This is a genomic window from Streptomyces sp. NPDC055243, from assembly GCF_044544025.1.
In the GTDB taxonomy this organism is placed as follows: domain Bacteria; phylum Actinomycetota; class Actinomycetes; order Streptomycetales; family Streptomycetaceae; genus Streptomyces.
Map to the genome: position 1 here is coordinate 1,073,279 of NZ_JBITWR010000002.1, position 12,614 is coordinate 1,085,892.

General features: G+C 72.3%; 9 protein-coding genes, 1 tRNA gene and 1 pseudogene. 7 read left to right on the forward strand and 4 right to left on the reverse strand.

From position 1 onward, the window contains the following. Nucleotides 1-39 precede the first annotated feature (39 nt). From ACIGXX_RS09555 to ACIGXX_RS09580, 6 genes are all read left to right on the forward strand, one after another. Entirely contained in the window at nt 40-1,512 is a 1,473-nt protein-coding gene (locus ACIGXX_RS09555; RefSeq protein WP_399974224.1) for an FGGY family carbohydrate kinase, read from the forward strand. After that, nucleotides 1,509-2,954, forward strand: a complete 1,446-nt coding sequence (locus tag ACIGXX_RS09560) for an FAD-dependent oxidoreductase (RefSeq protein ID WP_383823547.1) — start codon at nt 1,509-1,511, stop codon at nt 2,952-2,954. Before ACIGXX_RS09555 ends, ACIGXX_RS09560 begins: the two co-directional genes overlap by 4 nt. Further along, nucleotides 2,951-4,171: an FAD-dependent oxidoreductase gene (locus tag ACIGXX_RS09565; RefSeq protein ID WP_399974227.1), complete on the forward strand. Its 1,221-nt coding sequence runs from the start codon at nt 2,951-2,953 to the stop codon at nt 4,169-4,171. Before ACIGXX_RS09560 ends, ACIGXX_RS09565 begins: the two co-directional genes overlap by 4 nt. A gap of 452 nt (nt 4,172-4,623) precedes the next feature. Further along, on the forward strand, nt 4,624-5,811 hold the full coding sequence (locus ACIGXX_RS09570) for a thiolase family protein (RefSeq protein WP_383823553.1): 1,188 nt from the start codon (nt 4,624-4,626) through the stop codon (nt 5,809-5,811). A gap of 116 nt (nt 5,812-5,927) precedes the next feature. Continuing rightward, nucleotides 5,928-7,445: a long-chain fatty acid--CoA ligase gene (locus tag ACIGXX_RS09575; RefSeq protein WP_399974230.1), complete on the forward strand. Its 1,518-nt coding sequence runs from the start codon at nt 5,928-5,930 to the stop codon at nt 7,443-7,445. A 79-nt stretch (nt 7,446-7,524) separates the two neighbouring features. Beyond that, complete coding sequence (locus ACIGXX_RS09580) at nt 7,525-8,292, forward strand: sulfite exporter TauE/SafE family protein (protein WP_399974233.1); 768 nt, start codon at nt 7,525-7,527, stop codon at nt 8,290-8,292. Between the two features lie 39 nt (nt 8,293-8,331). Here the strand turns inward: ACIGXX_RS09580 and ACIGXX_RS09585 are convergent, their stop codons facing one another. The 3 genes from ACIGXX_RS09585 to ACIGXX_RS09595 all read right to left on the reverse strand — a co-directional run bounded on the left by ACIGXX_RS09585 (nt 8,332) and on the right by ACIGXX_RS09595 (nt 11,860). Further along, nucleotides 8,332-10,416, reverse strand: a complete 2,085-nt coding sequence (locus tag ACIGXX_RS09585) for an MDR family MFS transporter (RefSeq protein ID WP_366462769.1) — start codon at nt 10,414-10,416, stop codon at nt 8,332-8,334. 88 nt (nt 10,417-10,504) lie between these two features. After that, nucleotides 10,505-11,314, reverse strand: coding sequence for a precorrin-6A synthase (deacetylating) (gene cobF / locus ACIGXX_RS09590; RefSeq protein WP_366462768.1), 810 nt, complete (start codon nt 11,312-11,314; stop codon nt 10,505-10,507). 30 nt (nt 11,315-11,344) lie between these two features. Further along, nucleotides 11,345-11,860, reverse strand: coding sequence for a DUF309 domain-containing protein (locus ACIGXX_RS09595; RefSeq protein ID WP_399974238.1), 516 nt, complete (start codon nt 11,858-11,860; stop codon nt 11,345-11,347). Between the two features lie 108 nt (nt 11,861-11,968). Here ACIGXX_RS09595 and ACIGXX_RS09600 point away from each other — a divergent pair. Beyond that, nucleotides 11,969-12,042, forward strand: a tRNA-Pro gene (locus ACIGXX_RS09600). Nucleotides 12,043-12,141: 99 nt separating this feature from the next. On the opposite strand, the pseudogene ACIGXX_RS09605 reads toward ACIGXX_RS09600, so the two are convergent. Then, nucleotides 12,142-12,369, reverse strand: a pseudogene (locus tag ACIGXX_RS09605) (tyrosine-type recombinase/integrase); the annotation flags it as partial. Between the last annotated feature and the right edge of the window lie 245 nt (nt 12,370-12,614).

Sequence of the window (12,614 nt, forward strand, 5' to 3'; positions counted from 1 at the left end):
CCCTTGACGCCTTCCGTGCCGCTGTAGCAGGCTTCCGCGGTGATCACGAATGGCAGAGGACCGCGCGGCGAGGCTGTCCTCGCCATCGACCAGGGCACGTCCGGCACGAAGGCTCTCGTTCTCTGTCCGGAACGCGGGGTGATCGGTTCCGGCACCGCGCCCGTACGCCCGCGCCACCTCCCCGGAGGCCGGGTGGAGGTAGATCCGGCGGCGCTGCTCGCCTCGGTCGTCGACGCGGGACGCCGCGCCCTGGCCGACGCGGGAGAGCCGGTCGCCGCGGTCGGCCTGGCCAACCAGGGCGAGACCGTGCTGGCCTGGGACCCGGCGTCCGGCCGCCCGCTGACCGAGGCGATCGTGTGGCACGACCGGCGGGCGGAGCCGCTGTGCGCCGAACTCGCGCCGTACGCGGATGAGGTGCGGCACCTGACGGGACTGCCCCTCGACCCCTACTTCGCCGCGCCCAAGATGGCGTGGATACGCCGCAACCTCACCCGGGAAGGCGTCGTCACCACCAGCGACGCCTGGCTGGTCCACCGGCTCACGGGCGAGTTCGTCACCGACGCGGCGACCGCCGGACGCACCCAGCTCCTCGACCTGGACGACGTCACCTGGTCACCGCGCGCCCTTGACGTCTTCGGCCTGGCCGACGAGCGGCTGCCGCGCGTGGTCGACGCGGCGGGCCCGGTCGGCACCACGAAGGCGTTCGGCCCCGAACTCCCCTTGACCGGCCTCCTCGTCGACCAGCAGGCCGCGCTGCTCGCCCAGGACGTGACCGAGCCGGGCACCGCCAAGTGCACCTACGGCACCGGCGCGTTCCTGCTCGCCCAGACCGGCTCACGCCCGTGCAGGGGCGACTCCGGCCTGGTCACCTGTGTCGCCTGGCGGCTCGGCGGGGAGAGCAGCTACTGCCTCGACGGGCAGGTCTACACCGCCGCCTCCGCCGTCCGCTGGCTCACCGACCTCGGGGTGATCGAAGGGGCCGCGGACCTCGACCTCGTGGGCTCGTCGGTGCCCGACGCGGGCGGCGTCACCTTCGTGCCCGCGCTTGCCGGGCTCGCGGCGCCCTGGTGGCGCGGCGACCTGCGCGGCTCGATCACCGGCCTCGGCCTCGACACGTCCCCCGGCCATCTGGTCCGCGCCCTGTGCGAGGGCATCGCGGCCCAGGTCGCCTCCCTCGCCGACGCGGTCGCCGCCGACCTGGGCGAGCCCCTGACGAGCCTGCGCGTCGACGGCGGTCTGACCCGCTCGGCCCTGCTGATGCAGACCCAGGCCGACCTGCTCCAAATCCCCGTCGAGGTGTCGGCGTTGCCCGATGTCACCGCCCTCGGCGTGGGCGCGGTCGCCCGCATGGGCCTCGACCCCAAGCTCACGGTGCGGGACGCGGTCTCCCGGTGGCGGCCCGCCACCGTGTACGAGCCGAAGATCGACGCCACCCGGGCCGCCGAGCGCATCGGCGGCTTCCGCGCGGCGGTCGATACCCTCCTCGACCGTGCGCCCGTGCCGTCGTCATGACCGTCACCACCAAGGGGCGGCTGCCCTCCGAGCCCTACGACGTGACCGTCGTCGGCGCCGGGGTGGTCGGCTCCGCCATCGCCCGTGAACTGGCCGGATTCCAGCACCTGCGGGTCGCCCTGGTCGAAGCCTCCGGCGACGTGGGCGACGGCACGTCGAAGGCCAACACCGCGATCCTGCACACCGGTTTCGACGCCGTGCCGGGCTCCCTGGAGTCCCGCCTGGTGCGCGAGGGGCAGCGCCTGCTCGCCGCGTACGCCGCCGCGAGCGGCATCCCGGTCGAACCGGTCGGCGCGCTGCTCGTGGCCTGGGACGAAGAGCAACTTGCGGCCTTGCCGGGCCTGTTGAAGAAGGCGAAGGCCAACGACTACGACGAGGCCCGGATCATCGACGCCGACGAGGTGCGGACCCGCGAACCCCACCTCGGTGAAGGCGCGTTGGGCGCGCTCGACGTCCCCGGCGAGTCCATCATCTGCCCCTGGACGACGACACTCGCGTACGCCACCCAAGCCGTGCGCGGGGGAGTGGACCTGCACCTCAACTGCGAGGTGGAGACGATCGGTCCGTCGCCCACGGGGCCGGGCGGCGGCTGCCGTGAGCTGACCACGCCCCGCGGCGTCGTACGCACCCGCTACCTCATCAACGCCGCGGGGCTGCACGCCGACGCGCTCGACCGCGGACTGCTCGGGCGGGGCGCGTTCACGGTGACCCCGCGCCGCGGCCAGCTCATCGTCTTCGACAAGCTCGCCCGCGACCTGGTCCGCCACATCCTCCTGCCGGTGCCGACGGCACTGGGGAAGGGGGTCCTGGTGGCGCCGACCGTGTACGGAAACGTCCTTCTCGGCCCCACCGCCGAGGAGTTGGACGACAAGACGGCGACGGGTACGACGGAGGAAGGCCTCGCCGGGCTGCGTGCCAAGGGCCGGCGCATCCTGCCCTCCCTGCTCGACGAGGAGGTCACCGCTGTCTACGCGGGGCTGCGGGCGGCCACCGAGCACGACGACTACCAGATCCACAGTTCACCGGAGGAGCGGTACATCACCGTCGGGGGCATCCGGTCCACGGGTCTCACCGCGTCGATGGCGATCGCGGAGTACGTCGTCGGCCTGCTCGCCGACGCGGCGGGCCCCGACCTCGACCTGACGGCGGCCGGAAACCTGGAGCCCGTCCGCATGCCGAACCTCGGAGAGGCGTTTGCCCGCCCCTACCAGCGTGCCGACCTCATCGCGACCGACCCCGCGTACGGCAGCATCGTCTGCCACTGCGAACGCGTGACCCGCGGCGAGATCAGGGACGCCCTCATCAGCACGGTCCCGCCCGGCTCGCTGGAGGGCCTGCGGCGCCGGACCCGGGCGCGCGGCGGACGCTGCCAGGGGTTCTACTGCGGGCCCGCGGTACGCGAACTCTTCGACGGCTGGGGCGAGTCGGGGGCGGCGCGATGAGGCGGCGGCGGAGCGTGGACGTACTCGTCGTCGGCGCGGGCCCCGCGGGGCTCGCCGCGGCCGAGCGCCTCAGGGCCTTGGGCGCGGGCGCGGTGGAGGTCCTCGAACGGGAGACGCGGGCCGGCGGGGTGCCGCGCCACTGCGACCACGGAGGGTTCGGGCGCTGGGGAGTGAGGGGGCCGCAGTACGCGGAGGGCCTCGTCGAGGCCGCGCTCGGCGCGGGGGCGGCGGTACGGACCGGGGTGAGCGCCACCGGATGGGCCGGGGCGCTCTGTGTGGACACGACGGGACCGCACGGCCTGGAGCGGATCACCGCGCGGGCCGTGGTCCTGGCCACCGGCGCGCGGGAACGGCCGCGGACGGCACGGCTCGTGCCAGGGACACGCCCGGCGGGGGTGTTCACCACGGGGGAGCTCCAGCAGGCGGTGCACGTCTACGGGCAGGAGATCGGGACCCGGGCGGTGGTCGTGGGGGCGGAGCCGGTGAGCTACGCGGCGCTGTCCGCGCTGCGGCGCGCGGGGGTGGAGGTCGCCGCGCTCGTCACGGAGGAGGCGCGGGCGCAGGTGGGGTGGGCGCGGGCCGCGGTGACTCGGCTCGGGGTGGACCAAGTGCCGCTGCTGACCGGGGCGCTGGTGGCCGAACTCCTGGGGCGTGGGCGGCTGTCGGGGGTGCGGCTGCGGCGGTCCGACGGGCGGGAGAGCGTGCTGGCCTGCGACACGGTGGTGTTCACCGGAGACTTCGTCCCCGACCACGAGCTGGCGCGGCGCGGGGGCGTGCTGCTCGACCCCGGGACGCGGGGCCCGGCGGTGGACGGTTCCTTCCGCACGGCTTCGGAGGGAGTCTTCGCGGTGGGCAGCGGGGTACATGCGGTGGAGCCGGCGGGGGTGGCCGCGGGGGAGGGTGCGCGGGTCGCTCGAGCGGTGCGGGGGCATCTGGAGGGTGCGGGGTGGCCGTCCGGCGTGCCGGTGGTGGTGGACGCCCCTCTGCGGTGGGTGGCGCCGAACCGGCTCGCGCCCGGCGCTCAGGGCGGTCGCTTCCTCCTGCGGACGGCGGAGGCCGTGGTCTGTCCTGTCCTGGTGGTGACGCAGGACGGGCGGTGCCTGCACCGGGAACGGGTGCTGCGGAGGGTGCCGGCCCACCGGGGGTTGTCTCTCTCGGGGGGATGGGTGGGGAGGGTGGATGCGGGGGGCGGTCCGGTGCGGGTGGCGGTCGGGTAGGGCCTTTCCCGTCCCCAGCCCCATCCCGTCCCCAACCCCACCCCTTCCCGCAAACCCGCTCGGCGCGGGAGCCTTGGTTGCCGTCATCACCGGCTCCGCCGAGTTCGTCCTCAATCGCCGGACGGGCTAGGACTTTCCAGCACCGGCCGGAATGTTCAGCCCCTCCGGCGTTTGAGGAGCGGGGGTCTGGGGGCGGAGCCCCCCGGTCTGTCGCCGGTGGGTGCCCACCCCCGATCGGCCCCCCGAACATTCCAGCCCGTCCGGCGTTTGAGGGCCGGGGTCTGGGGAGGAGCCCCCGGTAGGTCCAGGGCCCAGGCGCGGTATATGGGAAAGATCGCTCTTCCGCCCGGCGCTCGCTGCCCGTACACTCCAAAACTAGCAGTGCTAATTTACGTCACGCCGTTGCGCCGCAACCCCGCAGACGACGACCGCAAACGATCCGGAGCCGTATCGTGCGCCCAGTCCACTTCGCCGCAGCCCGCCGCACCCCCATCGGCAAACTCCGCGGCACCCTCTCCTCCGTCCGCCCGGACGACCTCGCCGCCACCGTCGTACGCGGTCTCCTCGCGGGGACCCCCGAGCTGGACCCCGCCCGGATCGACGACGTCTACTGGGGCGCCGCCAACCAGGCGGGCGAGGACAACCGCAACGTGGCCCGCATGGCCGCCCTCCTCGCAGGGCTCCCGGAATCCGTGCCCGGCGCCACCGTGAACCGCCTCTGCGCCTCCGGCATGGAAGCCGTCACCGCAGCCGCCCGCACCATCGCGTCCGGCGAGGCCGACGTCGTCCTCGCGGGCGGCTCCGAGTCGATGAGCCGCGCCCCCTTCGTCCTGCCCCGCCCCGACGAAGCGCTGCCGCACAAGATGGAGACCGTCGACACCCGCCTCGGGTGGCGCCTGGTGAATCCCGCGATGAAGGACCTGCACGGCGTCCTCGCCATGGGTGAGACCGCGGAGGAAGTGGCGCAGCGCCACGGCGTCTCCCGCGAGCGCCAGGACACCTTCGCCCTCCGCAGCCACCACCGCGCCGCCGAGGCCCGCAAGAACGGCCACTTCGACGCCGAGATCCTCCCCGTCACCCTCCCCGACGGCACCCTCTTCGAGCGCGACGAATGCGTCCGTGAGGACACCTCGTACGAGAAGCTCAGCGGCCTGCGCCCCGTCTTCCGCAAGGGCGGCACCGTCACCGCGGGCAACGCGTCGCCGATGAACGACGGCGCGGCCGGGCTCCTCCTGGTCAGCGAGGAAGCCCTGAACGAGTTCGGGCTCGAATCCCTCGGGCGGTACGTCGCGGGCGCCTCCGCCGGCGTGCATCCGGACGTCATGGGCATCGGGCCCGTCCCCGCCACCCAGAAGGCGCTCACCCGCGTCGGCTGGTCCATCGGCGACCTCGAGGAGGCCGAGTTCAACGAGGCGTTCGCGGCCCAGGCCCTGGCCTGCGTCGACGCCCTGGGCATCGACCCGGAGCTGGTGAACCCGACCGGCGGCGCCATCGCCATCGGTCACCCCCTCGGCTGCTCCGGCGCCCGCATCCTCACCACGCTGCTGCACCGCATGCGCCGCACCGGCGCGGCCCGCGGCCTCGCCACCATGTGCGTGGGCGTCGGCCAGGGCAGCGCGCTGCTCGTCGAACGCGGCTGAATCCCACAGCCCCCAGGCCGCACGGCCCCAGGCGGCACAGCCCACCCAGGCCGCACGGCCCCAGGCCGCACAGCCCACCCAGGCCGCACGGAACGCAAGGAATCGGAGCATCACCCATGGCCACGCTGTCCCTCGCCGCGATCCTCGCCGAGCCCGCCCGCCGTCACCCGGACCGCACCGCCCTCGTCGAGGGTGAACTGCGGCTCTCCTTCGGCGAGTTGTGGGAGCAGGCCCGCACGCGGGCGGCGGCGCTCGGGGAGCTCGGGGTCGGGCCGGGGGACCGGGTGGCCCTGATGGCGCCCAACACCGCCGAGTTCCCGCGCGCCTACTACGCGATCCTCGCCGCGGGCGGCGTCGTCGTCCCCGTACACCTCCTGCTCTCCGCCGAGGAGGTCGAGCACGTCCTGCGGGACAGCGGCGCCACCCTGCTGCTGTGTCACCCCGCGCAGGCCGAGACGGGCAAGGCCGCCGCCGCGGCGACCGGCGTACGGATGCTGACCCTCGGCGCGGACGGCGAGCTCGACACCCTGGCGCACGCGGCCCAGCCGCTCACCAGCTACGTCACCCGCGAGGCCGACGACCCCGCCGTCGTCTTCTACACCAGCGGCACCACGGGCGTGCCCAAGGGCGCCGTGCTCAGCCACCTCAACCTGGTGATGAACGCAACGGTCTGCGCCTTCGACGCCCACGACGTGCGCGGCGACGACGTCGCGCTCGGCGCGCTCCCGCTCTTCCACGCGTTCGGCCAGACCGTCTCCATGAACGCCACCTGGCGCGCCGGCGCCACGCTCGTCCTCCTGCCGCGCTTCGACGCCGCGCGGGCCATCGCGCTGATGGCGGCGGAGGGCGTCAACACCTTCCACGGGGTGCCGACGATGTACGTGAACCTGGTGGCGGCCGCGGCGACGGCCGCCGAGCTGCCCGCGCTGCGGCTCGCGATCTCCGGCGGTGCCTCGCTGCCCGTAGCCGTACTGGAGCGCTTCGAGGCGGCCTTCGGCGTACCGGTCTACGAGGGGTACGGGCTCTCCGAGACCTCGCCCACCGCCTCCGTGAACCAGCCCGTCTTCGGCACCAGGGCGGGCAGCATCGGCCACCCGCTGTGGGGCGTGGACGTGGAGATCGCCCGCGCCGACGTCGAGGGGCGGATCGAGCTGCTGCCCACCGGGGAGCTGGGGGAGGTCGTGGTCCGCGGGCACAACGTCTTCTCCGGCTACCTGGGACGCCCGGAGGCGACCGCCGAGGCCGTCGTCGACGGCTGGTTCCGCACCGGGGACCTCGGCACCAAGGACGCCGACGGGTTCCTGGCGATCGTCGACCGCAAGAAGGACGTCATCATCCGCGGCGGGTTCAACGTCTACCCGCGCGAGGTCGAGGAGGTGCTCATGCGCCACCCCGACGTCGCGCACGTCGCCGTGATCGGTCTGCCCGACGAGGTGCACGGCGAGGAGATCTGCGCCGTCGTCGTCGCGGCGCCCGGCTCCGCGCCGGACGCCGCGCGGATCACCGATTGGTCCAAGGAGCACCTGGGCCGCCACAAGTACCCGCGCCGCGTGGAGTTCACCGGCGAGCTGCCGCTCGGACCGAGCATGAAGGTCCTCAAGCGGGAGCTGCGGGTCACCTACAGCGGGGCGTAGGCCCCCGGCGGTCCGGGCGTCCAGGATGTGGCCGCCGCTGACGGCGCGGAGATAGTTGGGCCTAGCATCTGTTGCTGGCATGGACATATCTCTGATGGACGTATCCCTCTGGGAATACGCCGCGCTCGCCGCGGCCGCGGTGCTGGTCGGCTTCTCCAAGACCGCCGTCAGCGGGGCCAACACGGTCAGCCTCGCCGTCTTCGCCGCGGTCCTTCCGGCCCGCGAGTCGACGGGTGTCCTGCTGCCCGTCCTCATCGCGGGCGACGTACTGGCCGTCCTCACCTACCGCCGCCATGCCCACTGGCCCACCCTGTGGCGGCTGTTCCCCGCCGTCGCGGGCGGCGTGGTGGTGGGCACGGTCTTCCTGATGTGGGCCGACGACGCCGTCGTCCGTACGTCGATCGGGGCGATCCTGCTCCTGATGGCGGCGATCACGCTGTGGCGCCGCCGGGCGCCCGCGGACGAAGCGGAGGAGCCGGCGTCCTCGCGCGGAGCCCGGCTCAAGGCCCCCTCCTACGGCGTGCTCGGCGGCTTCACCACGATGGTCGCCAACGCGGGCGGCCCGGTGATGTCGATGTATCTCCTCTCCGCAGGCTTCCGGAAGCTGAGCTTCCTGGGCACGTCGGCGTGGTTCTTCCTCATCGTCAACACCTCGAAGGTGCCGTTCAGCGTGGGCCTCGGTCTGATCGACGCGCACTCGCTGCTGCTCGACGCGGCGCTCGTGCTCTTCGTCGTCCCGGGCGCCCTCATCGGCAGGGCGGTCGTGCACCGGATCAACCAGCGTCTCTTCGAGCAGCTGGTGATCGGGGCCACGGTCCTCGGCGGCCTCCAGCTGCTGCTGCGCTGAGCGCGGGCCCCGGCCGTCGGTCCGGGCCCGGCCGCCGGCCTAGGCCTTGCTCAGCGGGACGGGCCCCCGCGCCTCGGGGGCGAGGCCGTGCTCCAGGTCCTCCACGAGCAGCCGCTTCGCGATCGCGTCGACGGCCTTGACGAGGTCCTGGTCCGCGGGCCGGCCGCTGTCCTTCTCCACCTGCTCGCCCAGCCACTTGGCCCACGCCTTGCCGATCACGTCGGCCTCGCGCTCACCCGCGGGCGTGTGCGAGAAGAGCAGGCCGGAGCGGGTGAGGAAGCCCTCCTCGACCATCCGGTCGAAGACCGGGACCAGGACTTCGTACGGCAGCTGCCGCCGGGCGGCAATGAGGCCGAGACTCGCGTGACCGACCATCCGGTCGAAGAGCGACACCTGCATCACGGCCCATGCGCCCGCGATGTCGAGCCGGGTGTCGGAATCACGGATGACACGACGCGCGGTGTCCATACCGGTACTGCGGATGATGTTGCCGACCGCCAGTTCGAGCACCCGGTCCGAGCTGCCGCTCGACGTCGGTGACGCGAAGCCCTCGCCCATGTCCGCGGAGCTCATCCGCGCGCTGTCGCGCAGCTGCACCTGCTTGAGGAAGAGGGCCACCACGAACCCCAGCAGCGCCACGGGAACCGTCCACAGGAACACGGTGTGCAGCGTGTCGGCGTACGCCTTGATGATGGGCGCGGCGGCTTCCGGGGGAAGGTCGTGCAGCCCCTGCGGACTCTGCGCGGCCTTGGCGACGACAGCGGGATCGGCGGCCCCCGCCTTGGCCGCGGCGGCGACGCCGTCCGCCAGGTTCGGCTTCAGCGTGTTGGCGTAGATGGTGCCGAACACGGCGGTGCCGAAGGAACTGCCGAGCGTACGGAAGAAGGTGACTCCGGAGGTCGCCGTGCCCAGGTCCGAGTAGACGACGGTGTTCTGCACGGCGATCGTCAGGACCTGCATGCAGAGCCCGATACCGGTACCGAGGACGAACATGTACAGCGATTCGAGCCAGGTGCTGGTCTCGCTGCCCATGAGGGAGAGCAGATAGAGCCCGAGCGCCATGACCAAGGCACCGATGATGGGAAAGATCCGATACGTCCCGGTCTTGCTCACCACGTTGCCGCTGAAGATCGAGGCGATGAGCAGCCCGATCACCATGGGCAGCGTCCGCACGCCCGAGATCGTGGCCGAGTCCCCGTCGACGTACTGCAGATAGGTCGGCAGGAACGTCATCGCGCCCAGCATCGCGAAGCCGACGATGAAGCTGAGGATCGAGCAGACCGTGAAGACGGGGTTGGCGAACAGGCGCATCGGCAGCATCGGCTCGGCGGCCCGCGTCTCGACCACACAGAACAGCGCGAGCGCGATCGCGCCGCCCACGAACAGCGCGATGATGGTGCCCGAACCCCACGCGTACTGGTTGCCGCCCCAACTCGTCGCCAGAATCAGCGCGCTGGCGCCGATCGCGACGAACGCGATGCCGAGATAGTCGATGACGGGACGCACCGCCGATCGCACGACGGGGATCGTGCGGGCCGCGGCGATCACCACGACGATCGCGATGGGTACGTTGACGTAGAAGGCCCAGCGCCAGGTCAGATGGTCCGTGAAGAGCCCGCCGAGCAGCGGTCCGATCACGGTGGCGACGCCGAACACGGCGCCGATCGCCCCCTGGTACTTGCCGCGCTCGCGCAGCGGGATCACATCGGCGATCAACGCCATCGAGGTCACCATGAGCCCGCCGGCGCCGATGCCCTGGAGGGCGCGCCAGGCGATGAGCAGCGTCATGTTCGTCGACAGACCGCACAGGAACGAGCCGGTGATGAAGACGATCGCCGACACCTGAAAGACGATCTTCCGCCCGAAGAGGTCGCCGAACTTCCCGACGAGCACCGTGGCGACGGTCTCCGCGAGCAGATACGACGTCACGACCCACGACATGTGCTCGGCGCCGCCCAGATCCGCCACGATCGTGGGCAGCGCGGTGCCCACGATGGTCTGGTCGAGTGCGGCGAGCAGCATCCCGAGCATGATCGTCACGAAGACGATGTTGCGGCGGCGCTTGTCCAGGACGGGCGGCCCCTGCTCAGGGGCCTCGGCGGCGGGCTCGGCGGTGGTGGTCACACGGTCACCCTCACACCGCCCCCGGGCCCGTGCATGCGGGGCCGGTCCGGTCCGGTGACGCGGGGACGGGCCGACCGCGCCCATTCGGTCAGTCCAGGTTGCGGCGCAGCAGATAGGTGTCCATGATCCACCCCTTGCGCTCGCGCGCCTCGGCCCGGAGGGCCTCGATGCGGGGAGCGGCCTCGTCGAGCGGCCCGGAGACGAGGATCTCGTCGGGGGTCCCGAGATAGGCACCCCAGTAGATGTACAGGCGGCCACCTGCGTGACCTTCTTGGTACTGCCGGAAGGCCTGCTGGGCATCGAGCATCACCACGACATCGTCGACACCCTCGGGAAAGCCGCCGTCGGCGAGGCGGCGCCCGGTGGTGATCTGCACGGGGCGGCCGACGCGGTTCAGGCCGGTGCGGTGCCTGGCGGCGAGCGAGGAGACACTGCTGATGCCCGGCACGACGTCGTACGAGAAGGTCACCGCACCCCGGTCGAGGATCTCCTCCAGAATGCCGAGCGTGCTGTCGTACAGCGCGGGATCGCCCCACACCAGGAACGCGCCGGACTCGTCATCGCCCAGCTCGTCGCCGATGAGCCGCTCGTAGATGTCCGCGCGGCGGCTGCGCCACTCGGCGACGGCGGGGGAGTAGTCCGCACCGCCCGCCTTCCGGTCACGCGCGGGGTCCCGCACCTCGACGACGCGGTAGGCGCCGTTGCCGCCGTCACTGCCGCCACCGCCGTCACCGCAGTGCGCGTCGAGGATGTCACGCCGCAGCCGGACGAGGTCGTCCTTCTCCTCGCCCTTGTCGAGGATGAAGAACACGTCGGTGCTTTTGAGGGCCTTGACGGCTTGAAGGGTCAACTGGTCGGGGTCGCCCGCACCGATGCCGATGACATGAATCTTTCGCACGGCGAAAGTCTGCCACCCGGCCCTACGGCGTCACGCGCTGCCGGCCCCGCGCAGCCGTGGGGCGTGCTCGGCCGCGTCGATCGTGGGCCCGTCCCCTTCCAGGGACCGCGCCAACTCCCGCGCCCACACCACCAGTCCGTCCAGATCAAGCCCGTGGGGCCGCTCCCCCCACGTCCCCGCGCCGATCGCATCCGCGCCCCTGAGCAGCAGCCGGGCCCCGCCCGTGATGTTGCCGCGGGCGGAGTGGGTCAGCCCAACGGCCAGCTGAGCGAGCCCCTTCCACAAGTCGCGCTCTTCCTCGGGCCCCGACTTCCAGGCGTCCTCGAAGACCTCGTGCGCGTGAAAGGGCCGCCCCGCGTCGAGCAGTGCCTGCGCCTGCGCGACTGTCTCCTCCGGCGTACGCGTCACCCCTTCGGGCTGCCGCTCCACCCCCTCGGTGCCGTACGGCAACGGCCGCCCGAGCCCGTCACGCGGCCGCGCGTTGCGGGCCCGCCCTTCCTCGTCACGGTCACGGCCACGGTCATCGGGTCGGGGTGCGGTGCTCATACGCCGATTGTCCCTCGCCAGGCGTCCGCCGGGGGGAGCGGACCACCCCCGAACGTGGGGTAAAGTTCTGTTTGCGCGATCACGCAGAACACCGCGAGACACGCGCATCGGGACGTGGCGCAGCTTGGTAGCGCACTTGACTGGGGGTCAAGGGGTCGCAGGTTCAAATCCTGTCGTCCCGACTCGAGAGAGTCGAGGTCAGGGCCGGTTTCGGAGCAATCCGAAACCGGCCCTTAATCGTTTTTGGGGACCACTTGAGGACCGGCGTTCCTTGACCGGTGTCAACGAGTGAGGGCGTGCGGGCTCGGCAGGGTACGTGGGGCGCACAACGCGCCGAGGTGTGCGGTGAGTGCGGTTCCGGCAGCCGAGATCTTGTGTATGTCCGGGTGCAGGTAGCGCTGGGTGGTGGTCAGCGATCCGTGGCCGGCGATGCGTCGCAGGATGTGGATCTGCACTCCGGCGTCGGCGAACCAGGTCAGGCCGGTGTGCCGGAGGTCGTGACGGCGCATCGGCCGTTGTCGCAATCGAACGCTCCGGGCTGTGCAGGAATGCCCCGGGTACTGAGCGACGGAGGCTTCTTGCAGTGGGCAGCGGTGGCTAGGTCGACAGCGCGACGGACAGGTGAGGACCTGGCTGGACGAGGAGTGCCCTGCCACGGCCGACAGAGTCGGAGTGGACAAGGTGGAGCCGGTTTGGGCGGATCAATGCGGGTTGCGCTCCGACGCGGGGCCGCCGGGCCGGTCTTGGGCACCAA

Bases quoted from the DNA above. Each gene is read 5' to 3' on its own strand.
- ACIGXX_RS09560 (WP_383823547.1), top strand. From the start codon at position 1,509: ATGACCGTCACCACCAAGGGGCGGCTGCCCTCCGAGCCCTACGACGTG.
- ACIGXX_RS09565 (WP_399974227.1), top strand. From the start codon at position 2,951: ATGAGGCGGCGGCGGAGCGTGGACGTACTCGTCGTCGGCGCGGGCCCC.
- ACIGXX_RS09575 (WP_399974230.1), top strand. From the start codon at position 5,928: ATGGCCACGCTGTCCCTCGCCGCGATCCTCGCCGAGCCCGCCCGCCGT.
- ACIGXX_RS09580 (WP_399974233.1), top strand. From the start codon at position 7,525: ATGGACATATCTCTGATGGACGTATCCCTCTGGGAATACGCCGCGCTC.
- ACIGXX_RS09595 (WP_399974238.1), bottom strand. From the start codon at position 11,860: ATGAGCACCGCACCCCGACCCGATGACCGTGGCCGTGACCGTGACGAG.